Below are 23000 nucleotides of genomic sequence, written 5' to 3'. Positions count from 1 at the left end.
GCTCGACTTGCATGTATTAGGCACGCCGCCAGCGTTCGTCCTGAGCCAGGATCAAACTCTCCATAAAGTGTTTGACTTGCTCGTTTTTGTGACCGAAGTCACGATTGACGAAGCTTGCGCTTCATTCGTTTTTGTATTCCGTAGAATACGATTTTTGCCTCATCGTTCAGTTTTCAAAGTTCGTCGTGTCGTTTTCAGCGACTTTAATATCTTAACAAGTTATCAACCCGATTGTCAACAACTTTTTTGATATTTATTTTTGTGTGTCACGACCATTCGCGGCACAAGAAGTAATATACCATGGCTTTTTGAATCGTACAAGCATTTTATTAGAAAAACATTTAAAAACTTTTATTTACCCGTTTTTTGACTCGTTTATCCCTACATTGACTTCAAAAAGAACGCTCCGTTTCTTCTATAAGGTATAGAAGAAACGGAGCTCTACTCATTAATTTTGTTGATGACGCATCGTCGGGAAGAGTAACACATCACGAATCGATGGCGCATTCGTCAATAGCATGACGAGACGATCGATCCCGATTCCAAGACCACCCGTTGGCGGCATACCGTACTCGAGTGCTTCAATGAAGTCTGTATCCATTTCATGTGCTTCGTCGTTTCCTGCTTCTTTTTCGACGAGTTGTGCTTCGAAACGTTCACGTTGATCGATTGGATCGTTCAATTCCGTGAAGGCATTCGCATGCTCACGACGGACGATGAACAATTCAAAGCGATCCGTAAAACGTGGATCCTCTGGATTTTTCTTCGCCAGCGGTGATACTTCAACAGGGTGACCATAGACGAATGTTGGTTGGACGAGTGTTTCTTCTACTTTTTGTTCGAAGAACTCATTCAAGATATGTCCCGTCGTCATGTGCGACTGGACTTCAACACCGTGTTCATGTGCCAGTTCAAGGGCACGTTCGTTTGAAATCTGTTCGAAGAAGTCGACACCTGTCGCTTCTTTAACGAGATCTACCATGTGTGCTCGTTTCCAACCGACAGATAGATCGATGACGTCTTCTCCGTAAGTGACTTGTGTCGTACCGAGTACTTCTTGTGCGACGTGAGCGATCAGATTCTCTGTTAAGTTCATGATGTCTTTATAATCCGCATACGCTTCATAGAGTTCGATCATCGTGAATTCTGGGTTATGGCGTGTTGAGATTCCTTCATTACGGAACACACGGCCGATTTCGTAGACTTTCTCAAGTCCACCGACGATCAAACGTTTCAAATGGAGCTCGATCGCAATCCGCATGTAAAGCGTCATGTCGAGTGCATTATGATGCGTGATGAACGGACGAGCCGATGCTCCACCCGCAATCGTGTGCAACATTGGTGTTTCGACTTCCAAGTATCCGAGGTTATCGAGATATTGACGGATTCCACGAATGACTTTACTCCGTGCGATGAATGTCTCACGTGATTCTTGGTTCGTAATAAGGTCGAGGTAACGCTGACGGTAACGTTGTTCGATATCTTTTAATCCGTGATATTTATCCGGAAGTGGACGTAACGCTTTCGTTAATAACGTAAATGCTGTGACGTGAACAGAGAGTTCACCAACATTCGTCTTGAACACGTAACCTTGGATCCCGACGATGTCACCTAAGTCACATGTCTTATAAATCTCATAGGCATCTTCACCGACATCATCTTTACGGACATACAACTGAATTTGACCTTGTACATCCTGGACGTTCGTAAAGCCAACCTTTCCTTTACGACGTGTCGTCATGACACGACCCGCGATGGCAACTTCCGGTTTCAGTTCAGCCAACTCTTCTTTTGTATGTTCACCAAATGATGCACGAATGCTCGCAGTATCCGTCGAACGTTCAAAACGTGCGCCGAATGGATCGAGACCTTGTTCACGCATGGCGTTCATCTTACCGAGACGCACCTGCATTTGATCGTTCATTTCCATATCCTGACTCACTGTCTTCACTCCTTTTAATAATGGTTCACGACGATTCTCTCGAATAAAAAGCTGCCGGAATGACCGACAGCCCTTTAGAAAACCGATACGCTCATCTTCAATGCAACTAGCGTACCACAAAACGACTCTGTCCGACCATACTTTACCTGTTAGGCATATGCTACGTCTTCTTCGAGTGTCCGCAAGTACTGCTGTAAGAGTTCAACGAGTCCCGCGTGCGTATCGATATTAAACAACGCATTGCGAACGCGACCGTTCCCCTTCATTCCTTTCAAGTACCAAGCGACGTGTGTCCGCATTTCGCGCACGGCGAGTTCTTCTCCCTTTAGCGCGACCAGTCGCGTGGCGTGCAAAAGACAAATATCAATCTTCTCGCGCGCTGTCGGTTCTGCCGGAAGCGTTCCTGATTCGAGATACTGGATCGTCTGATACAACATCCATGGGTTCCCGAGAGCTGCCCGTCCGATCATGACACCGTCGACGCCGATCTCGTCAATCATCCGTTTTGCATCTTGCGGAGTCTGAACATCTCCATTTCCGATGATTGGAATGTTGACCGCTTTTTTGGCTTCCCCAATGATGTTCCAGTCTGCGACACCTTCGTACTTTTGAGAACGTGTTCGCCCGTGGATGGCAACGGCTTTCGCACCACCCGCTTCTGCCGCTTTGACATTATCGACACAATAGATGTGATGACTGTCCCAGCCGGTCCGCATCTTGACCGTCACCGGTTTATCGATCGCTTGCGTTACCGCATGGACCATCTCATACACCTTATCGGGATCAAGCAACCATTTCGCTCCAGAATCACTTTTCGTGACTTTCGGAACCGGACAGCCCATATTGATATCAATGATGTCGGCATTTGTGTTCGCTTCGACATATCGTGCTGCTTGAACGAGCGTCTCTTTTGAACCACCATAGATTTGAAGACTCAGCGGTTTTTCCCGCTCATCCACATAGAGCATCTGTAGCGTCCGTTCGTTCTCATACAAGATGCCTTTATCGCTGACCATCTCCGCACAGACAAGTCCTGCACCGAATTCTTTTGCGATTAATCGAAACGCCGGATTACAGACGCCTGCCATCGGCGCCAAGATGACTTGATTCTTCAGTTTGACATCGCCAATGTTAAATTCCATTATTGTTCCTCCGCTTCTAAAAGACCACCTAAGCGTCGCACACCGTTTCGTTCTGTCTCCGGTAACTGCTGATACAACTGCTCGACACTTTGCCCAAGACCAGGTACGACGAATGTTGCTGCGAGCTCACGTAATGGTGCGAGAACGAATGCCCTCTCTTGCATCCGCGGATGCGGAACGGTTAATCCTTCGAGATCAATGCGTTCTTCCTCATACAGCAAAATATCTAAGTCAAGCGTCCGTGGTCCATTTTTGAACAGACGCTCGCGTCCTTCTAGCTGTTCAATTTCCTGCAGTCGTCCAAGTAAGACATCTGCCTCATCCGTCGTTCGAACTGCGACGACCATATTATAGAATAGATCCTGATCGAGATACCCGACAGGTACAGTCTCATAAATGGAAGAGGTCTTTACGTCATGAACGGACGGTAACGCTCTCAGACGAGCAATCGCTGCTCTTAAGTGAGCCGCTCTATCACCGATGTTCGAACCGAGTGCTATATAAGCTTCCTTCATGCATAGTCCTCCCGAAGGCGATTGATCTCGACCGCCACATGTTCATAATGACCGGCAATCGGCGGATCCGGTTTGATGACCTTGATCGACGCTTCTTGAATTCGCTCATCTAACGCAAAGACTTCTTTTGCGATACGATCCGCCAAGGCTTCGACGAGTTGGAGCGGTTCTCCTTCGACGACACATTTCGTCGCTTCATACAATTCGGCGTAATTGACACTTTTCGTCAAATCATCCGTCCGACCGGCTTCTGCCAATGCAAGTCCGATCGATAAGTCGACATTAAAGCGTTGACCGAGTTTCGTCTCTTCTGCGAATACACCGTGATACCCATAAAAACGCATTCCTGTTACGTGAATTCGATCCACCGTTATTCCCCCTTCGTCGCAGCCAACATGATGTCCATCATCTGCGCTGCCCGTTTGACTTCTTTGACGTCATGCACACGCACCCAGTCACATCCTTGTTGAATGCCGTAGCAAACCGTCGCAATCGTTCCTTCGAGTCGTTCTTCCGTCGGTAAGCCAAGCGCGAGACCAATCATCGATTTACGAGACGTCCCGAGTAAAACGGGATATCCGAAATCCGTTACGATCGATAGATGACGCATTAGGTACAAGTTCTCTTCATGCGTCTTCATGAACCCAATCCCCGGGTCGAGCCAAATGTGCTCTTCCGCCACACCTGCCTGTTTCGCTAATCGGATTGATTCCTCAAGGTCAGCCCGAACTTCTGCAAGCATATCTTCCCCATGCGCCGTCTCCCGGTTATGCATCAAAATGATGGGTACACTGTATCGTGCTGCGACGTTGACCATCGAACGATCGCCCCACTTCGAGCCCCAAACATCGTTGATGATGTCCGCTCCTGCTTGAATAGCAGCTTCTGCGACGACCGGTTTGTACGTATCGATCGACACGAGGACGTTCAGTTCTCGTTTGATTCGCTTGATGATCGGTAAAACACGAGCGAGTTCTTCTTCGACTGATACGAACGCTGCACCCGGTCGTGTCGACTCTCCACCGACATCGATCGCATCCGCTCCGTCCGCGACGAGCTGACGCGCTTGCCGCATCGCTTGTTCGACATCGACATATTGTCCACCGTCCGAAAAGGAGTCCGGTGTCACATTCAAGATACCCATGATGTAGGTCATCGTTGTTCCCTCCTTGTCGTCACATGTTCGACGGATTGATCGAACAGCGTCATGATTTGTGCATATCCTGATCCGTTGATTCCGGGGAAAGGACGTCCGTCAAGTGACGAAATCGCGACCGCTTCCTGAACGGAATTCGTATAGATGATCTCGTCTGCTTCTTCGAGCTGTGGTAAATACGCCAGGCGTTCTTCGACCGGTAAATGTTGCATGAGGAACTGACGAGTAATTCCGTTCAATGCACCGGTCTCAAGCGGTGACGTATACCATGTACTTCCGTAACGCCAAAAAATATTTGACGTAATCCCTTCACAGACATGACCTTCCTTCGTTAAAAACAGCCCTTCTGCTTCCGGATTGAACAATTGGCGTTTCGCCACTAGATTGTTCATGTAATGATGCGACTTCAAGCGGTATGTCGTCTCCGGTGTACTACGCGGTAAACGAATCGTCTCGAGTGCCCGTTCCGCCCGTTTTCGTGGAGCGATCGGTTTCGCATAGATCAACACGGTCGGGGTATCGTAAGGATCGATCGATAACCCGATCTCGCGTGGACCGGCCGAGACATTCAACCGAATATATAAATCGTTCGCCTCATATGCGTCATATAAATCTTGGATCGCTTGCCGTAAGGCTTCCCGGTCATATCCTAGCTGGATCCCGAGTGCGACACAACTCATCCGCAAGCGTTCGATATGATCATCGAACAAAAACGGATGTCCGTTATAGGTCCGAAACGTCTCGAATACTCCCATCCCGTAGACGAATCCGTGATCGAGTGGGGAAATTCTTATCTCTTCTTCTCGTTTAATGGTTCCGTCATGCCAGAGATACATAATGCGTCAACTCCAAGAAATTTTTTAACATCTGTTTCCCGTCTCGTGTCAAAATCGCTTCCGGATGGAACTGGACACCGAGAATCGGTAACGTCCGGTGACGGAGTGCCATGATTTCTCCGCCAGCTTCCGCTGTTACTTCAAGTACTTCCGGGAATGTCTCGCGTTCAACGACGAGCGAGTGGTAACGTGTCACCGGCGTCGCTTGTGGGATCCGTTCAAAGATGCCTTGTCCGTCATGCGTCAGTGGCGAGATTTTTCCGTGCATCAATTCCTTCGCGCGGACGACTTTACCACCGAACACTTGTCCAATCGCTTGATGACCTAAGCAGACCCCTAGTATCGGCATCTTTCCAGCAAAATAAGCAATTGCTTCTAGACTGATTCCCGCTTCATTCGGCGTACAGGGACCCGGTGAGATGACAAGATGATCCGGTTGCAACGCTTCAATTTCCGCAAGCGTGATCGCGTCGTTGCGAAACACCCGGATATCTTGCCCGAGTTCACCGAAATACTGGACTAAGTTATACGTAAAGGAATCATAGTTATCAATTAATACAATCATTGCGTTCCCTCCGCTGTTTCTTTTGTCACCCATAACGCTTTGGCTTTACTAAGTGACTCTTCATATTCACGTGCTGCGTCCGAGTCTGTGACGACTCCAGCACCTGCTTGAACATATGCCATCCCGTCTTTTGCAACGAGTGTCCGAATCAAGATGTTGAAGATGACATCATCCGCCCAACTGATGAAGCCAAGTGATCCGGTATAGATGCCACGCCGGACCGGTTCCAGTTCTTCAATGATTTCCATCGTCCGAATTTTTGGTGCTCCAGTGATCGTACCACCTGGGAACATCGCAGCAAGCACCTGACTCCCCGAGTGTTCCGGAGCTACTTCCCCTCTGACGTTTGAGACGATGTGCTGCACGTGCGAGTATTTCTCAATCACCATCAACTCATCGACATGAACCGTACCATAACGACTGACGCGTCCTAAATCATTCCGCTCTAAATCAACAAGCATCACATGTTCTGCCCGTTCTTTTTCGTTATCGAGTAAGGTTTTCGCAAGTCGTAAATCCTCTGCTTCATCCTTCCCGCGTGGCCGTGTTCCCGCAATCGGGCGTGTCGCTAACGCATCACCGATTTTTTCAACGAGCAACTCGGGTGAGGCGGACACGAGTGTTAAATCTTCATCCGCAAAATAGCCCATGTACGGAGAAGGATTGACTTGTCGTAATACATCATATAGATGTTCCGGTGTCGTCCCAAGCGGCTCTTGTTGACGGACGGACAAATTGACTTGGAAGACGTCACCGTCCTCAATATAGGATTTAATCCGGTGTGCCGCTGTCATGAACGCTTCCTGCCCAAAAGCCCGTTCCCGCTCGCCGGACGAACCGGTCGCTGAAAATTGAGGTGCGTCCGTCTCGATACACCAACGCGCGACTTCTGTTTCAAGAACTCGCTCTGCTTCTTCTACTGTGTCTCGCGTTACGGCAATGAACAATTGCTTCGTTTCCTCATCAAACACGGCGACTTCATCGTACCAGTAAAATGACAGATCGGGTGTTTGCAAATCATCCATCGCTCGCTCCGGTAGCTTTTCTAAATAACGGACGGCATCATAACTGACGTAACCGGCAAATCCACCAAAGAAAGGTGGCATTCCATCCGGTCGGATCGATTCACGTTCGACGCGGAGCTGTTCGAGTACATCAAACGGATTCGCCGTCGACGTCTCGACTTTTCCATCTGTCTCAATCGTCGTCATCCCGTCCTTCGTTCGGACGTATCCGACAGGACGAGTCGCCGCCATCGTATACCGTCCGATTCGGCCGCTTTCGAGCCAGACGTGTCCCGCTGTTCCATTCGTCTGTTCAACATATCGATTGTAGAATTGTTCTTTCGTCCATGGTACTGCTTTGTATTTCGTCTGTCGCATACGCGTCCCCCACTTCACACTATTCTGCTCTCATTATACGCAAAAAAGTACACGGAAGCCGAATGACTTCCGTGTACGTCCAGTTGATTACTTCGATTGGTCTGCTTCTTCCTCGATTTGATACAGCGGTGTACTTAAGTACCGCTCCCCATTCGAAGGAATGATCGCGAGAACGTTTTTCCCTTTCCCGAGACGTTTCGCCGTCTTGAGCGCTGCTGCAATCGCAGCACCTGACGAGATACCGCCTAAGACACCGTTCGTCTTCGCTGCTCGCCGTGCGTGATCAAATGCTTCTTCCGTCGTGATCTGCTCAACACCATCATAAATCTCAGTATCAAGAATCGACGGCACGAATCCAGCACCGATTCCTTGCAGTTTGTGCGGTCCCGGTTTACCACCCGATAAGACAGGTGAATCCGTTGGTTCAACAGCAATGATTTCAATCCCTTGGAAGGCATCGCGTAACACTTTACCAGCACCGGTGATCGTTCCACCCGTTCCAATTCCCGCGATGAATGCATCGAGTTGCATGCCTTCGAACGCTTCGACGATTTCAGGACCTGTCGTTTTTTCATGGACGACTGGATTGGCGCCGTTATTGAATTGTTGTGGCATGAAGTAACCATGTTCTTCTGCTTCCGCTGTCGCGCGAGCGATCGCACCCTTCATTCCTTCAGGACCCGGTGTCAAAATCAATTCCGCACCATAGGCGCGAAGCAACGTCCGGCGCTCTATGCTCATCGTTTCCGGCATGACGAGAATGGCGCGGTATCCTTTCGCCGAAGCGACCATCGCTAGTCCGATGCCTGTGTTCCCACTCGTCGGCTCGATGATCGTGTCTCCTTCTTTGAGTTGACCCGCTTCTTCTGCCGCCTCGATCATCGCCAACGCAATCCGGTCTTTTACGCTTGATCCAGGGTTCATGTACTCCAATTTCAGATACACATCTGCATCCTCAGGACCCGTTAGATGATGTAACTTGACGATCGGGGTCCGACCGACTAAATCTAATACTGAATTCGCAATACGCATGACCATTCCTCCTCATTAGTGAACCGCTTGAATTCCAAGTAATCCGATAGACTAATTATCAGCGGACTGGATGAAATCTGTCAATCAAAGCGTTTGACTTCCGGCTTTTTTCCATCCTTCGTCTGGCGTTCGACCGCTTCTTGAATCAAACGATCAATCGTCTGTTTTTCCTGTTCCGTTCGCATCGTCTGATAGACCATCGCGCGCGTGATTTTCTCATCACCGACTTCGGCGACGACATCCTCGAGCGGACCACCGATGCTGTCTTGAACGATTTTAGGAGAATCGACCTTTGGGAGCTCACCCATGAAGGCGTAAGCACCGGTCATGAAATTCGTCAACATTAAGATGAAGATCAACATCCACAAGTACTTAGGTTGTACATTCCCCATATTAGATCCCTCTTATGCTCTTTCGAGTGATTTTTCGCGAAGTTCCTCTAATTCTGGAACATCATAGTGATAATGCTCTGAACAGAAGTGACAAACCGCTTCCGCACCACCATCTTCATCAATCATCGCTTGAATCTCATCTGGTCCAAGAGCGATGATCGCTGTCGCTAATTTTTCACGGTCACACGTACATTCGAATGATACCGGAATCGTATCAAGATGTTCGTAGTCACCGAGAACGAGTTCTAACATTTCTTCTGGTGTTTTTTCCTCACCGACGAGAATCGAGATCGGTTTAAGGGCTCCAACACGTTTTTCGAGTGCTGCAATCGTCTCTTCCGATGCACCTGGCATCAATTGAACGATCAAGCCACCTGCTGCAATGACTGATTCGTCTTCCGGATAGACGAGAACGCCAGCTCCAACGACCGATGGGCTTTGTTCCGATACAGCGAAGTAATACGTGAAGTCTTCGCTAATCTCACCTGTTTGAATCGGCGATTGACCACCGACGAAGTCACGTAACCCGAGATCTTTGATAACAGAGATGTTTCCGCGACCGACCGCTTCACCGACTTTTAGTTTCGTCAGACCGTCTGCATTAACGTACGTATCCATTTCGACACGGGGACGACTGACATATCCACGAACGACACCTTTTGCGTCGGCATCGACGATGATTTTCCCAATCGGTCCATCGCCTTCGACTTTTAATGTGACTCGTGTATCGCCCTTTTGCATCGTGCCCATCATTGCGCCGATTGTCAGTGTTCGACCGAGCGCTGCCGTGACGACCGGTGTCGTCTGGTGACGCAGTTGCGCTTCATAGACCGTTTTTGTCGAACGGATCGCAAACGCACGGACTTCTCCATTGAAACCTAACGCCCGTACTAAATAATCATCTTTTAATTGTGCTAATAATTCTTCACGTTTCATCTTGATTCCCTCACTTATTTCTTTCGTAGATAATCCGTAATCCATCTAACGTCAAGAATGGATCGACGATCTCAATCATCGTGGATTCCTCGCTGATTAATCGGGCTAAGCCACCAGTCGCAATGACCTTCGCTTCTCCCATTTCTTCTTTCATCCGGTGAACGAGTCCGTCCACCTGTGCCACATATCCGAAATAGGTCCCCGACTGCATCGCATGGATCGTATTCCGTCCAATCGCTGACTGCGGTTTCGCGATTTCGATTCGCGGCAATTTTGCTGCCTTATTATAGAGTGCCTCGGTTGCAACCATCACACCGGGTGAGATGATGCCACCGTAATACCGTTTTTGTGCATCGATGTAACAATACGTCGTCGCTGTTCCGAAATCGACGATGATCATCGGCCCCTCGTATTTCGCCGTCGCCGCTACTGCATTGACGATTCGATCGGCTCCCACTTCCCGTGGATTATCGACTTTTAAATCGAGTCCTGTCTTGATTCCTGGTCCAATCAAGAACGGACGACGTTTAAAGTAACGCACACACATATTTTCTAGTGGAAACACGACGGGGGGTACGACAGATGATAACACGATTCCCTCGATTTCTTCCACGTTTAGCTCTGCGTCACGGAACAACGCTTTGACGAGCATACCGTATTCGTCCGTCGTCCGTGTCCGGTCTGTCGCAATCCGCCAATGCTCAATCAACTCTTGTCCTTGATAGACACCTAAGACGATATTCGTATTTCCGACATCGATGACTAAAATCATTTGCTTATTTCCCCGCTTCTTCTCAATTTTCATGCTTCTATTGTATTCCGTTGTTTCACGATCGGAACTATATACGTTGTGATTATACCATGCTCGTATGGTCACACCTACCGATGTGTATTCGCTCGGTCTGCCACAAAAAAGAACGGATTCGATATCAATCGAATCCGTTCCATCCGTTTACACTTGATCGTCGCGACGCGGCGTATCTGGTGTATCCGTATCTACATTTTTCCCTTCGTCAACGACTGAACCCATTTGCGTTGGAGACTCTGTCGGTTGATCAACAGTTGCATCTGTCGATTCCGGTGCTTTCTCTTCTGCTTTTGGAGTCGTTGCTTCTGGTTCATGTTTTTTGTATTCGCCCGTCTCTAGGAGATGGTGAATTTGTTTTTGATCGAGTGTTTCGACTTCAAGCAATGTCGTTGCAATCAAATCGAGCTGATCGCGTTTCTCAGTCAGGATATCTTTCGCTTTTTGGTAACAGCGGTTGATGATCGCTTGGATTTCCGTATCGATCTCGTGTGCAATTGCATCCGAGTAATTCTGTTCGTTTTGGAAATCACGACCGAGGAAGACGTTACCGCTTTGACCTGATCCGAATTGAAGCGGTCCGAGTTTTTCACTCATCCCGAACTCCATGACCATTTTCCGTGCAAGACCTGTCGCACGTTGGAAGTCATTGCTTGCTCCAGTCGAGACTTCTCCGAAGACGATGTCCTCTGCGACGCGACCACCGAGCAATCCAGTAATCTTATCTTCGAGTTCCGGCTTCGTCATGAAGTAACGATCTTCTTTTGGCAACATGACGACATATCCGCCCGCGTTTCCGCGAGGAACAATCGTTACCTTGTGTACTTCATCCGCATCGTCGAGCGTGACACCGATGATCGTATGTCCAGCTTCGTGCCATGCGACGATCTTTTTCTCTTTCGGCGAGATGATCCGGCTCTTCTTCGCTGGTCCAGCGATGACACGGTCAATCGCTTCTTCGAGATCAACGATCGAGACTTTATCACGATCTGCCCGAGCGGCAACAAGTGCTGCTTCGTTTAGAAGGTTTTCAAGATCCGCACCCGAGAATCCAGGTGTTCGTTGTGCGATGGCTTTCAAATCAACCGTTGAATCGAGCGGTTTGTTCCGTGCATGAACTTTCAAGACTGCTTCACGACCGACGACATCTGGACGGTCAACCGTGATTTGACGGTCAAAACGACCTGGACGGAGTAATGCTGGGTCAAGAATATCAGCACGGTTCGTTGCTGCGATCATGATGATGCCTTCGTTTTCACTGAATCCATCCATCTCAACGAGAAGTTGGTTCAATGTCTGCTCACGCTCATCGTGTCCACCACCGAGACCTGCGCCCCGTTGACGACCGACAGCATCGATTTCATCGATGAAGATGATACATGGTGCATTTTTCTTCGCGTTTTCGAACAAGTCACGGACACGTGATGCCCCGACACCAACGAACATCTCAACGAAGTCAGAACCTGAAATCGAGAAGAATGGTACGCCGGCTTCACCAGCTGCGGCACGCGCGAGCAACGTCTTACCTGTACCTGGAGGACCTACGAGGAGGACCCCTTTCGGAATACGGGCACCGAGTTTCGCAAATTTACGCGGATCTTTCAAGAATTCGACGACTTCGACAAGTTCTTGTTTCTCTTCGTCTGCGCCGGCTACATCATCAAACGTAATCTTTTTCTTCTCTGTATCATAGAGGCGTGCCTTCGATTTCCCGAAGTTCATGACGCGACCGCCACCACCGCCACCTTGCGCTTGATTAATCAAGAAGAAGAAGAGGATGAAGATGATGATGAATGGAACGATTGTCGTTAGTAACGCGATCCAACCACCATTCGTTTCTGCTGCCTTGAAGTCCAATTTGACTCCTTGGCTTCTGAGTTGCGTGTAGAGATCCGTTAGTTCCGTATCCACAGCCGGTACGACCGTTTCATACGTTGAATCTTTTTCACGCAAATCTCCTGTCACATTATACGTCTGCCCTTCATATTGGAAGGTAGCCGTCTTGATTTCACCTTTTTCAACAGACTCGACAAACTGTGTGTAATTGATTTCTTTGCTTTTGTTCACTGGACTCTGCAAGTATTGCAGAAACAAGATCAAAGCTAGAAAAATGACCCCAAACACGAGGGTATTCTTCACTGCTCGGTTCATCTTATGCCTCCTCTCCGCATCCATCTCGTTTTTCTAATGGATGAATACGAATCCTGGCGCGACAGGGCGCGCTTTGTAATTGGTTTCATCTTATCATGGGACAGACGAGATTAAAAATAATTAGCCGCCGTAGACTGCAGGTTTCAAGACACCTACATACGGAAGGTTACGGTATTTCTCTTCGTAATCCAGACCATAACCGACGACGAATTCGTGTGGAATGACGAAGCCGCTGTAATCTGCGTGCAAGTCATTCTTCCGTCCTGTTGGTTTGTCGAGCAACGTCACGATCTTAACAGACTTCGCTTTCCGGTACTTGAAGAGGTCGACGAGGTAGCCAAGCGTCAATCCGCTGTCGATGATATCTTCGACAATCAAGATGTCGCGTCCTTCTACCGATGTGTTCAAATCTTTTTCAATCTTGACTTCACCTGTTGATGTTGTCCCACCGTGATACGTTGAAACGTCCATGAAGTCCATTTCAAGGTGCATATCCATCTTTTTCACAAGATCAGACATGAAAGGCATTGCGCCTTTTAAGACACACACAAGCAACGGAAAACGATCGTGATAATCCGCTGTCAATTCGCCGGCGAGTTCGCCCACTTTATTTTGGATCTCTTCTTCTGAAATCAGTACTTTTTCCATATCGTTCATCAAGGTCATGCTAGGTATTCCTCCTCCATAATAAACACTACATTACCATTCTATCATTAAATAAGATTTTGCGAGGAGTTCAAATGACCCGAATATTGCAATTCGATGTCCAATGACGGCTAAAATCACTCCATTTGCATCGACGACGACCGGAACCTGTTCCCGGAGATAACGTGGAACCTTAGCATCAATCAGAATTCGACTGACTTTTTTCGAACCCACAGCAAGCTGGATTCGATCTCCCGGACATGGCGGGCGCACCGTCAACGGGAACGCAATCGCGTCCAGCGGGATACCTTGGTTTCCGATTGAGAAGCGAACCATTTGTTCACCATAATGATACGTTCCCAAATTCTCCCCTACTTGAAACGGTAAATCGTCATTCATTGACCGTATCACACGATCCTGCATCAAAAAGCCATATGCACGTCGCATCCTCCAGTTTCCATAATACACTTCGTCCGAGCCCTTATCCACCCGAAGCCACGTGATGAAGTGACGAATCGTTTCTGAAGAAAACGTTTCTCCCGTTAGCGTCGGCAAGACAAGCCGCTGTAAATCCGTCGGTAATTCTAAAATACGTGCTACCGGAATTCCGTTCGCTTCCTTACACCGGTCGAGATACGTCGCGACGAATGTCACCTGCTCACGCATGATTTGCTGTCGCGCATGTGCTGCAGCTGCTGTTGCTTGTTCAAACTCCGGACGAATTTCTCGGAGTGGCGGAACAATCATATGTCGGATTTGATTGCGCAAATAAGTAGTTTCTGCATTTGACGCATCTTCTCGCCACGGAACTTCATGTTGCAACGCATACTCGAGCAAAGCCTGCTTCGATTCATGTAGTAACGGTCGATGCAGCCAACCGTTACCAAACGGACGAACGACGGGAATACCATCAACTTGCGCTTCCCCACGAATGAGCTGAATGAGTAGCGTCTCGATTTGATCGTCTTGATGATGAGCGAGAATCAGACGTGAGCGTCCGGTCTCTTCCATGATTCGTTCAAAAAACGCATATCTCTCTTCACGACAAGCTGCTTGAGAGCTCGTACGTCGTGTCCATTCTAAACGCGTCATGAAAAAGGTTATCTTTCGGGACGTTGCCCATTCCTTAATAAAGCGCGCTTCTTCGTCGGATGCCTCTCGTAATCCATGATGCACATGTGCAATTGCAATGTCATAACCTTCTCGATACAACCGATCGACGAGTACCATCGAGTCACATCCTCCCGACACTCCGACTAGGAGCGGTTCGAACGGCACACCTTCCATGACGACTTCACCCCTTTCCGTTAAAACCTAAAAAAAAGCTATCTCTATATAATAGAGATAGCTTTTGAGAATGACCCGTACGGGATTCGAACCCGTGTTACCGCCGTGAAAGGGCGGTGTCTTAACCGCTTGACCAACGGGCCAAAAAAATATGGTAGCGGCGGAGGGAGTCGAACCCACGACCTCACGGGTATGAACCGTACGCTCTAGCCAGCTGAGCTACACCGCCATATTTTTAACTCGTGCGTCTTAAGCACATTTTCTATAATACGGGCAGGTCAAATGAAAGTCAACGCTTTTTCTAAAAATAATTTCAAAAAAATAAAAGATGGAATGAACGGCGTCATTCCATCTCTATTCTTATAAAGAACAGGTCAGCAAGTTATTGACGTTTTGCGCCGCGTCCGCCACGTTTTGAATCCGTTTGACGTTTCAATGTAGCAAGACGATCTTCACTATCTTTCAGGAAACTAGACATCAGCGTATCGAACGATTGTTCTTTGCGCGGTGGTGGTGTACCACGGCCGCCTTTGTTGAAGCCTCCACGGTTACCGCCTCCACGTGGTCCTTTGTTATCGAACGAACGTGGTCCACGATCTTGTCCTGCTGGACGTGGTCCACGGTCGAACTGACGTGCAGGACGAGGACGTTCGCCCTCTGGACGATCGACGGCTTTTTTGATGGAAAGACCAATCTTACCATCGTTTTCAACACTTAAGACTTTGACGGTGATTTCTTGACCAACCGTCAACACATCATTGATGTCTTTAACGTAAGAATCTGCCACTTCACTGATGTGAACAAGACCAGTTTTCCCTGTTGGTAACTCAACGAACGCTCCGAAATTCGTGATGCCTGTTACTTTCCCTTGCACTTTGCTGCCTACTTCAATCGACATAAATTGTATTGCTCCTTTTTAGTTGATTCGTTTCTTATTATACGAGTGATTCATTCTTTTTTCAATCAATCGGCAACCTTCAATTAGTCTTCCGGTGAAAAGTAGAAGATCGTTTCCCCTTTTTTCGAATAGAGCAACTCGCTCCGAGCTAAGTTCGCTACATACTCTTTATCATTGAGGCGATTGATTTCTTCCTTCAGACGGGCGGTCTCTTTTTTCGCTTTCGTCTGCTCCTGTTCAGCGACTTGAAACGACTGCTTTTGTTCAGCGATCAATTGCCGTTTTTCCATGTATGACCACCCCATGAGGGAAAAGATGAGCAAAAAGACGGTCAGACACAAGAAAAAGCGATTTTTGAGGCGTCGACGGTTTTCGATGGCATTCTGACTCAATTGCTTCTTACGGTCATTGAGCGGCTTGATCTTTGGCGCTGGACGCCCTGATTCGAGCGGTGTTGGCATATCATCCCTCCTCTTTCTGAGTGGTCATCCCTGACACTCTTTAGTATACTTCCTTTTTCCGGTAAATTACATCGATTCTTCGGAATTCACCTTTTCTTCACGGATAATCTCATACATATCAGACGCTTCTTCTTTTTTCGCATGTTCTTTAATGCTCGAAATCGCAACCGTGACAATCTTGTTTCCGAACCGGATCGTCATCTCATCACCTGCTGCTACCGTGCTACTTGCTTTCGCCACATTACCATTAATCGTGATCCGACCTTGATCGGCGACTTCTTTGGCAAGCGTCCGTCGTTTGATCAGACGCGATACTTTTAAAAATTTATCAAGTCTCATGACTGTTCCTCCTGCTTCGCTTGATGCCAGAGTGAATCTTGCTCTTCAAGCGTCATCTCAACGAGCGGTCGGTCCGCTAGTTGTTCCATTCGCGTAAAGCGACGGATGAATTTATCATTCGTCTGTTGTAGCCCCTCTTCTGCCGAGAGACCGAGGTATTTCCCGACGAGCGTCATCGAAAACAGAACATCTCCGAATTCACCTAGTCGTTCTTCTGGTGCGGCTTCCTTCAATTCACGTAACTCTTCGATTACTTTTTCAAGTGCACCCTCGACGTCACTCCATTCAAAACCGACTTTCGCCACTTTCTTTTGAATGTCTTCTGCGCGCATCAAAGCGGGTGCTCCTTTTGTCACACCATCGAGCAAGGAAGTCCGCTCCGGCTTTTCTTGTGCTTTGATGTCTTGCCAGTTCGAAACGACGTCTGCTGAAGAATCGACTGTTGTTTCCCCAAAGACATGCGGATGGCGACGAATCATCTTATCACTGACGCTTCCGATGACGTCTCGAATATCAAAATACCCTTCATCTAGACCAATTTGTGCGTGGAGCATGACCTGTAAAAGGACGTCTCCTAGCTCTTCTATCATTAAGTTATCGTCCTGAAGGTCGATTGCTTCCAGTAATTCGTAAGATTCTTCGATTAAATGACGTTTTAAGGACTCATGCGTCTGCTCTTGATCCCATGGACAACCGCCTTCACCGCGTAATCGCGCGATGATCTCTTTTAGTGTCGCGAAGTCACGATTCAACGTCTGCTCATCCGTGACGGGCGGCACGTAGACTGTCGTCAAGTTACTGAGCGTCGTCACGTGATCGAGTTCATACAACGGCACACTTTGGACCGTTTGTTTGCTTGTACCCGCTGCTGTGACCAAAGTGACGAGATGTTCGTCCGGATAACGTTCCATCAACTGGACCTTTAAGTCGCCCGCGACGAGCGCATCATAAACTTGTCCAATCAATAGATGCTGACGGATTTGAGCTTCATCGACGGCAAACGCTGTTGCATCAAGCAACTGGAATCCTTCAATTGGATCCACACCAAGCGCTGCGAACATCGGATCAAGAAAACTTTGTCCGCCTATGACGTCGACCGCGTCCGTCCGCTCTAATAACTGCTGGACGGTACTCTCAGCGACCAGTGGATGACCTGGGACGGCATAAATGATGTCCGTCGTCTTTGAGAGACGAAGCAATTCCTCAACGATTTCTGTGTATACGTCTTCAAACCGACTATGTCGTTCATAAACCGAGTCAAATGATGTAAACTTCATTCCCTCTGCTGCGAGTTCTGAAACGACTGGATGATCCATTGTCCGTAAATAGACAGGCTGTGTCGTGTTTTTTAATAATCGATAGATGCCAAACGGCAATTGTTCGAGTTCGCCGACGCCAAGACCGACGATTTTGATTCGGTGTGTCATATACTCCTCCTACGTTGGTACATCTGATATAACTTATCTCCTAAAGGCAATAGCGCCCACTCTTGTTCTGTTAATGCACGGACGCGTAACGCCATACTGCCGTAAATGATGGCACCACCGACAACAAGGACGCCGACTTCGAGTGCCGCACCGATTCGTGTCTCAAGCTCAAACAGCTGGAAGAACGTTTCGATCAGATACAGAAACACACCCATGGCGAGCACAGGTAAGACCAGTCGTCGGTAGAACGTGTTTCCTGCCGATACGCGACCGAACTTCCGGTTCAATAAAATCCATTGTGCCGCCGCCATGACGGCAAAACCGCCAAATGTCGCCATACCCGCCCCGATCATACCATATCGGGGAATGAAATAGAGATTCAGAGCGAGCTTCGCCCCTAATCCGACAAGAACACCAACGAGCGCATACTTTTCAGCATCGACCGACTGGAGACAAGAGACGATCATCATCGCAATCGAAGCAGCAAATGCCGTCGCCGCGAGCCAAATCAGTCCTGCTGTTCCTTGGTCATCTTGATATAACGCAATATTGAGCGGACGCATCACACCCATTAGTCCGATCGTCGCTGCAGCGGCAATCAATAGACCGGAACGAAGTAATGTCTCCAGTTGTTGACGCATCATCTGCGGATCATGCTTTCGATATGCGGTTGATAGTGACGGAACACTCGCAAGACTCATCGATGTTGCAAAGAGAATCGCAAATTGCAGTAACGGATACCCACGGTCGAGCACCCCTTTTTCAATTTTCGTCTCCGTCGTATTGCCAAGTAGATTGACGAACGTCAATCCATCGATCAATTGCATCAGCAATAAAGCAAGTGAGGCGATACTGACCGCCACCCCGCTTGTCACGAGCACCTTTCCGACCCGACGTACGTGAATACTTGAAAATACAGGGCGACCGATTTTTCCTTTCGCAAAACGTAACAGGACGAATAACGAAATGATGCTACCGCCGATCGCTGTCAGATGGGCACTGGCACCAATCCAGTAAGGGTCCGCCTGCATCGAGACACCGATATAGGTCACGAGCAACAATAATCCGACACGGACGGCATTTTCAGAGACTTGGGATACAGCCGTCGGTCGCATCTCGAGATCTGCTTGAAACATGCCTCTAAGAACGGCAATCACGGGTAGTAAATAAAACGTACATGTCACCGCACGCAAGGGAACGACCAGTTTCTCATCCCCGAACCACCCTGCGAGCGTCGGGGCGATCCACCAACCAAGTAATCCGAAGAAGACTGTCATCGCAAGCAAGACATAGAAAATCGACCATAAGACTTCTCGTTTCTCGTCTGGATGATGGAGCGTCAACTTCGCCACGATGACGGGCAGCGCATAAATGCCAAGCGCTGCCGCTATCGCGAATAAGGGATAGACCGTCTGATAGACGTACAATCCGAAATCGCCGGCGAGATTCTGATATGGAATCCGGTAAAAGAAGCTGAGCAGTTTCGAGATATAGCTAGAGATCGCAAGTAGTGCTGCGCCTTGCGCAATCGTTCGTCTATTCATCGCGCGACGAGCCGACGATCAAGCTCTGCTAGCAACTGTTCTGCCTGCATCGTCATCTGTTGCGTCGACTGTTTATTCCGGTTCAGGGTCAAGACGAGTTTCTGTTCTTGTTGTCCCATGCCTAGACCACGTCCTAGCGGAACAGTCCATTTGACGAAGTCCGCTACGTCAAGCTGCTGTGTGGATTCGAGCGACAAAACGATTTCGATTTTCGGATCGGTTTGTTTGACACGCTCGACACGCGCCCGTTCGGCAAAAATCCGCATCCGCGTCAATTGGATTAAACGAGCAACCTCATCTGGGAACTCACCAAATCGTTCGAGCATCTCTGTTTCGAGCTGTTCGAGACTATCGACGGTATCGACATATTTCAAGCGTTTGTAAAACTCGATTTTCAGCTCAGAGTCCGTCATGTAGTGCGATGGAATATACGCATCGAGACTGAACGTGAACTCCGGTACGAATTTCTGGACGCGTTTTTTACCTTTCATTCGTTCTTTGCGTTCTTCAACTGCTTCTGCGAGCATCTGTGAATAAAGATCGAAACCGACCGAATCAATGAAGCCGGATTGTTGGGAACCAAGTAAGTTCCCGGCACCACGAATCGATAAGTCACGCATCGCAATCTTAAAGCCGCTACCGAGCTCCGTGAATTCCTTGATCGCTTGTAGACGACTTTCTGCTACTTCCGTTAATCGTTTTTGCGGACGGTACGTAAAGTACGAATAGGCAACGCGACTTGATCGACCAACACGACCACGTAATTGATACAGTTGGGATAAGCCCATTTGATCCGCGTCATGAACGATCAACGTATTGACGTTCGGAATGTCGATTCCTGTCTCAATGATTGTCGTACTGACAAGAACGTCGGCATCCCCTTCGAAGAACGCAATCAGTTGACTTTCGAGTTCCGTTTCCGTCATTCGACCGTGCGCCGTGACAATCCGCGCTTCTGGTACGAGCGCACGAATCTCTTCTGCCTTTCGCTCGATGCCCTCGACCCGGTTATAGAGGAAGAACGCTTGTCCCCCCCGACCGAGTTCCCGTTCGAGTGCTTCCCGCATGACGATTCCGTCGTATTCCATGACATACGTCTGGACCGGGTAACGGTTTTCCGGCGGTGTCTCAAGGACCGAGAGATCACGGATTCCGATCATCGACATGTGCAATGTCCGTGGAATCGGTGTCGCCGTCAACGTTAAGACGTCAACGTTCGTCTTCAACTGTTTCAGACGCTCTTTATGTTTCACGCCGAATCGTTGCTCTTCATCGATGATCAACAATCCGATATCAGCGAACTGGACGTCTTTCGACAGCACACGGTGTGTTCCGACGACGACATCGATCGTTCCCTCTTTTAATCCTTGTTTCGTCGCCTTTAATTCTGCTGGCGAACGGAACCGGCTCATGACCGACACACGAATCGGCCATTCACTGAATCGCTCAAGCATCGTTTCGTAGTGTTGTTGTGCAAGGACGGTCGTCGGTACGAGTAACGCAACTTGTTTTCCAGACATGACCGCTTTGAACGCTGCCCGAATCGCCACTTCTGTTTTTCCGTATCCAACGTCGCCACATAATAGACGATCCATCGGACGCGGACGTTCCATATCTTTCTTGATCTCAGCAATCGATCGCAATTGATCGACCGTTTCCTCATACGGGAACGAAGCCTCGAATGCTTGCATGTTATCGTCATCCTCTGGGAACGCAAAACCGACGGCAGCCTCACGAGCCGCATAGAGCTTGATCAACTCATCAGCGATATCCTCGACCGATTTCTGGACCTTCGCTTTAACCTTTTTCCATTCCGTTCCACCGAGTTTATAGATCTTCGGCTCTTTTCCTTCAGCGCCGACATACTTTTGAATCAAGTCGATCTGATCGACAGGAACATACAACGAGTCCTCTCCCGCGTAAACGAGATGGAGATAGTCCTGATGGTTACCGGCTACATCAATCGTCTTGATGCCATGGTACCGTCCGATCCCGTGATGAATATGGACGACGTAATCACCTGTTTTCAATTCTTGGTAACTCTTGATCCGTTCAGCGTTCGTCAGCTTCGTCGTCTGCTTCCGGCGACGCGCCGGTTGCTTGAAGACTTCTTCTTCTGTGATGACGACGAGGCGCGCATTCGTCATCTCGAATCCACCATGAATTCCACCGATCAGAATCGCTGGTTGACCCCGAGTGATGCCTTCTTTTGTGACGATCGACGCTTCCACCCCATAATCGGATAACGTCTGACGCATTCGTTCGGCACGTTCTCGGTTACTCGCTAAGAAGACCATCCACATGTCAGCACGACGATATCGCTCGACTTCTTGCTTCAGGCGTTCCATCTGACCATGGAACGGCGCAATTGGTTTGATGCTGAAATGGATGGCCGCACTTTCCGGTACACCACTCCGACGTGTCGGAAGGAGTGAGAGGTACAACAAGGGTTGTCCTTCAAAGACATGTGCCATCGGAACAGATAGGACGTAATCACTGACGCTTTGTCCGCGTTCAATGAGCGACGCCATCCATTCTGCTTCCTCTGCATCCTGGACTTCCGCTGCTTCTTCGACCCGTGCGACTTCATCAACGATCAAGACGCTTCCCGTCACGTCTTGACGTAACGTCGACGTGTAGAGGATCGGTGCATACTTCGCGAACTGTTTCGGTTGATCGCCGTTTTCTAGCAACTCGACGTCATAAGCAATTCCCTCTTCAAGTGCCGCAAGGACTTCCGTACTTTGGACGCGCTCTTTCGTCGCCTCATAAAGACGACGGACTTTTTCACCCGCATCCTTTAACTGATCCTTCGTTGCGAAGTGTTCCGCCGCTGGCATCAAACATGCTTCTGCGACGACACCGAGCGAACGTTGGGTCTCCGCATCAAATGTATAGATCGAGTCGACTTCCTCGTCGAATAGATCGAGCCGGTACGGGCGTTCGACCGTGAGTGGATAAATATCGATAATACTTCCGCGAACAGCAAACTCACCAGGCGTCGTCACGGTCGCTGTCCGTTCGTACCCCGCATTGACTAAATCCTGGACGAAGTCCGGAATCGATAAGATGTCGCCCGGTTTGACTTGTTTGACATGCGACAAAAACGTCTGTGCATCCGGAACATATCGACGTAAACCGACGAGCGGAATGATTAGGATTCCGTCGTCCGTCGTCAGTAAACGATGACGGGTCTCGATCCGTGTTGCCCGCAATTCCGGACTTGCCCCGTAGGAGAGTTCCGCGGCTAACGTCTCATCGACCGGATAGAGCATGACGTCTTCTTCCGGTACGAGTTCAATCAAATCATCATACAGTTTTTGTGCTTGGAACATATTATGTGTCACAAGTACGAAGCGACGTTTCGTCTCCTGATAAATCCCGGCGACGAACAGTGCCTTTCCGCTATTCATCAGACCGGTGATCAACTGCGCGTTGACACCATCCCGGAAGCGTTCCCGAACCGTCTTGATTTCAGGAATCGCTAGTAACAGTTCTTGTAATTGTTTCATCTTCTTCCTCCTAAAACACGACAGCAAAAACGC

21 protein-coding genes, 2 tRNA genes and 1 rRNA gene are annotated in these 23000 nt (G+C 48.7%); all 24 read right to left on the bottom strand.

Annotated features, from left to right (window positions below; genetic code table 11):
- A 16S ribosomal RNA gene (locus ACZGCQ_RS16545) occupies positions 1 to 67 on the bottom strand; the annotation flags it as partial.
- A 381-nt stretch (positions 68 to 448) separates the two neighbouring features.
- Positions 449 to 1930, bottom strand: a complete 1482-nt coding sequence (gene lysS, locus ACZGCQ_RS16540; protein ID WP_148661999.1) for a lysine--tRNA ligase — start codon at positions 1928 to 1930, stop codon at positions 449 to 451.
- Between the two features lie 161 nt (positions 1931 to 2091).
- Complete coding sequence (gene dusB, locus ACZGCQ_RS16535) at positions 2092 to 3084, bottom strand: tRNA dihydrouridine synthase DusB (protein WP_481266862.1); 993 nt, start codon at positions 3082 to 3084, stop codon at positions 2092 to 2094.
- The gene (gene folK / locus ACZGCQ_RS16530) at positions 3084 to 3599 is read right to left on the bottom strand and encodes a 2-amino-4-hydroxy-6-hydroxymethyldihydropteridine diphosphokinase (RefSeq protein ID WP_481266861.1); all 516 of its coding nucleotides are present in this window, start codon (positions 3597 to 3599) and stop codon (positions 3084 to 3086) included. Before folK ends, dusB begins: the two co-directional genes overlap by 1 nt.
- The gene (gene folB / locus ACZGCQ_RS16525) at positions 3596 to 3967 is read right to left on the bottom strand and encodes a dihydroneopterin aldolase (RefSeq protein WP_481266860.1); all 372 of its coding nucleotides are present in this window, start codon (positions 3965 to 3967) and stop codon (positions 3596 to 3598) included. The genes folK and folB overlap by 4 nt, the downstream gene beginning before the upstream one ends.
- A 2-nt stretch (positions 3968 to 3969) precedes the next feature.
- Positions 3970 to 4755, bottom strand: a complete 786-nt coding sequence (gene folP, locus ACZGCQ_RS16520) for a dihydropteroate synthase (RefSeq protein ID WP_214729817.1) — start codon at positions 4753 to 4755, stop codon at positions 3970 to 3972.
- Positions 4752 to 5591, bottom strand: a complete 840-nt coding sequence (locus ACZGCQ_RS16515) for an aminotransferase class IV (RefSeq protein WP_214813399.1) — start codon at positions 5589 to 5591, stop codon at positions 4752 to 4754. Before ACZGCQ_RS16515 ends, folP begins: the two co-directional genes overlap by 4 nt.
- The gene (locus ACZGCQ_RS16510; RefSeq protein ID WP_481266859.1) at positions 5575 to 6156 is read right to left on the bottom strand and encodes an anthranilate synthase component II; all 582 of its coding nucleotides are present in this window, start codon (positions 6154 to 6156) and stop codon (positions 5575 to 5577) included. Before ACZGCQ_RS16510 ends, ACZGCQ_RS16515 begins: the two co-directional genes overlap by 17 nt.
- On the bottom strand, positions 6153 to 7538 hold the full coding sequence (locus ACZGCQ_RS16505) for an anthranilate synthase component I family protein (protein WP_481266858.1): 1386 nt from the start codon (positions 7536 to 7538) through the stop codon (positions 6153 to 6155). Before ACZGCQ_RS16505 ends, ACZGCQ_RS16510 begins: the two co-directional genes overlap by 4 nt.
- 87 nt (positions 7539 to 7625) lie before the next feature.
- Positions 7626 to 8570, bottom strand: a complete 945-nt coding sequence (gene cysK, locus ACZGCQ_RS16500; protein WP_481266857.1) for a cysteine synthase A — start codon at positions 8568 to 8570, stop codon at positions 7626 to 7628.
- A gap of 80 nt (positions 8571 to 8650) precedes the next feature.
- Positions 8651 to 8962, bottom strand: coding sequence for a SurA N-terminal domain-containing protein (locus tag ACZGCQ_RS16495; protein ID WP_023466564.1), 312 nt, complete (start codon positions 8960 to 8962; stop codon positions 8651 to 8653).
- A 12-nt stretch (positions 8963 to 8974) separates the two neighbouring features.
- Positions 8975 to 9898, bottom strand: a complete 924-nt coding sequence (gene hslO, locus ACZGCQ_RS16490) for an Hsp33 family molecular chaperone HslO (protein WP_481266856.1) — start codon at positions 9896 to 9898, stop codon at positions 8975 to 8977.
- Between the two features lie 10 nt (positions 9899 to 9908).
- Positions 9909 to 10670 carry a type III pantothenate kinase gene (locus ACZGCQ_RS16485; RefSeq protein ID WP_035399500.1) on the bottom strand — a complete coding sequence of 254 codons (762 nt, stop codon included), beginning with the start codon at positions 10668 to 10670 and terminating at the stop codon, positions 9909 to 9911.
- 180 nt (positions 10671 to 10850) lie between these two features.
- Complete coding sequence (gene ftsH / locus ACZGCQ_RS16480; protein ID WP_223041102.1) at positions 10851 to 12854, bottom strand: ATP-dependent zinc metalloprotease FtsH; 2004 nt, start codon at positions 12852 to 12854, stop codon at positions 10851 to 10853.
- Positions 12855 to 12974: 120 nt separating this feature from the next.
- Complete coding sequence (gene hpt, locus ACZGCQ_RS16475; protein ID WP_023466560.1) at positions 12975 to 13520, bottom strand: hypoxanthine phosphoribosyltransferase; 546 nt, start codon at positions 13518 to 13520, stop codon at positions 12975 to 12977.
- A 33-nt stretch (positions 13521 to 13553) separates the two neighbouring features.
- Positions 13554 to 14786, bottom strand: a complete 1233-nt coding sequence (gene tilS, locus ACZGCQ_RS16470; protein ID WP_047392680.1) for a tRNA lysidine(34) synthetase TilS — start codon at positions 14784 to 14786, stop codon at positions 13554 to 13556.
- A gap of 71 nt (positions 14787 to 14857) precedes the next feature.
- Positions 14858 to 14929 (bottom strand) — tRNA-Glu (locus ACZGCQ_RS16465).
- A 9-nt stretch (positions 14930 to 14938) separates the two neighbouring features.
- Positions 14939 to 15015 (bottom strand) — tRNA-Met (locus ACZGCQ_RS16460).
- 153 nt (positions 15016 to 15168) lie between these two features.
- The gene (locus ACZGCQ_RS16455; protein ID WP_023466558.1) at positions 15169 to 15684 is read right to left on the bottom strand and encodes a S1 domain-containing RNA-binding protein; all 516 of its coding nucleotides are present in this window, start codon (positions 15682 to 15684) and stop codon (positions 15169 to 15171) included.
- Positions 15685 to 15767: 83 nt separating this feature from the next.
- Positions 15768 to 16145, bottom strand: a complete 378-nt coding sequence (locus tag ACZGCQ_RS16450) for an FtsB family cell division protein (RefSeq protein ID WP_023466557.1) — start codon at positions 16143 to 16145, stop codon at positions 15768 to 15770.
- 66 nt (positions 16146 to 16211) lie between these two features.
- Complete coding sequence (locus tag ACZGCQ_RS16445; protein ID WP_023466556.1) at positions 16212 to 16484, bottom strand: RNA-binding S4 domain-containing protein; 273 nt, start codon at positions 16482 to 16484, stop codon at positions 16212 to 16214.
- Complete coding sequence (yabN, locus tag ACZGCQ_RS16440; RefSeq protein WP_481266855.1) at positions 16481 to 17911, bottom strand: bifunctional methyltransferase/pyrophosphohydrolase YabN; 1431 nt, start codon at positions 17909 to 17911, stop codon at positions 16481 to 16483. Before yabN ends, ACZGCQ_RS16445 begins: the two co-directional genes overlap by 4 nt.
- A complete protein-coding gene (locus ACZGCQ_RS16435) occupies positions 17908 to 19455 on the bottom strand; it encodes a putative polysaccharide biosynthesis protein (RefSeq protein WP_481266854.1) in 1548 nt (515 codons plus the stop codon). The genes yabN and ACZGCQ_RS16435 overlap by 4 nt, the downstream gene beginning before the upstream one ends.
- Positions 19452 to 22967: a transcription-repair coupling factor gene (mfd, locus tag ACZGCQ_RS16430; RefSeq protein ID WP_481266853.1), complete on the bottom strand. Its 3516-nt coding sequence runs from the start codon at positions 22965 to 22967 to the stop codon at positions 19452 to 19454. Before mfd ends, ACZGCQ_RS16435 begins: the two co-directional genes overlap by 4 nt.
- Positions 22968 to 23000: the final 33 nt, after the last annotated feature.

Source organism: Exiguobacterium sp. HSB13 (assembly GCF_056764755.1).
The sequence above is the reverse complement of the archived record's forward strand: the minus strand, read 5'-3'. Positions and strand labels throughout refer to the sequence as shown.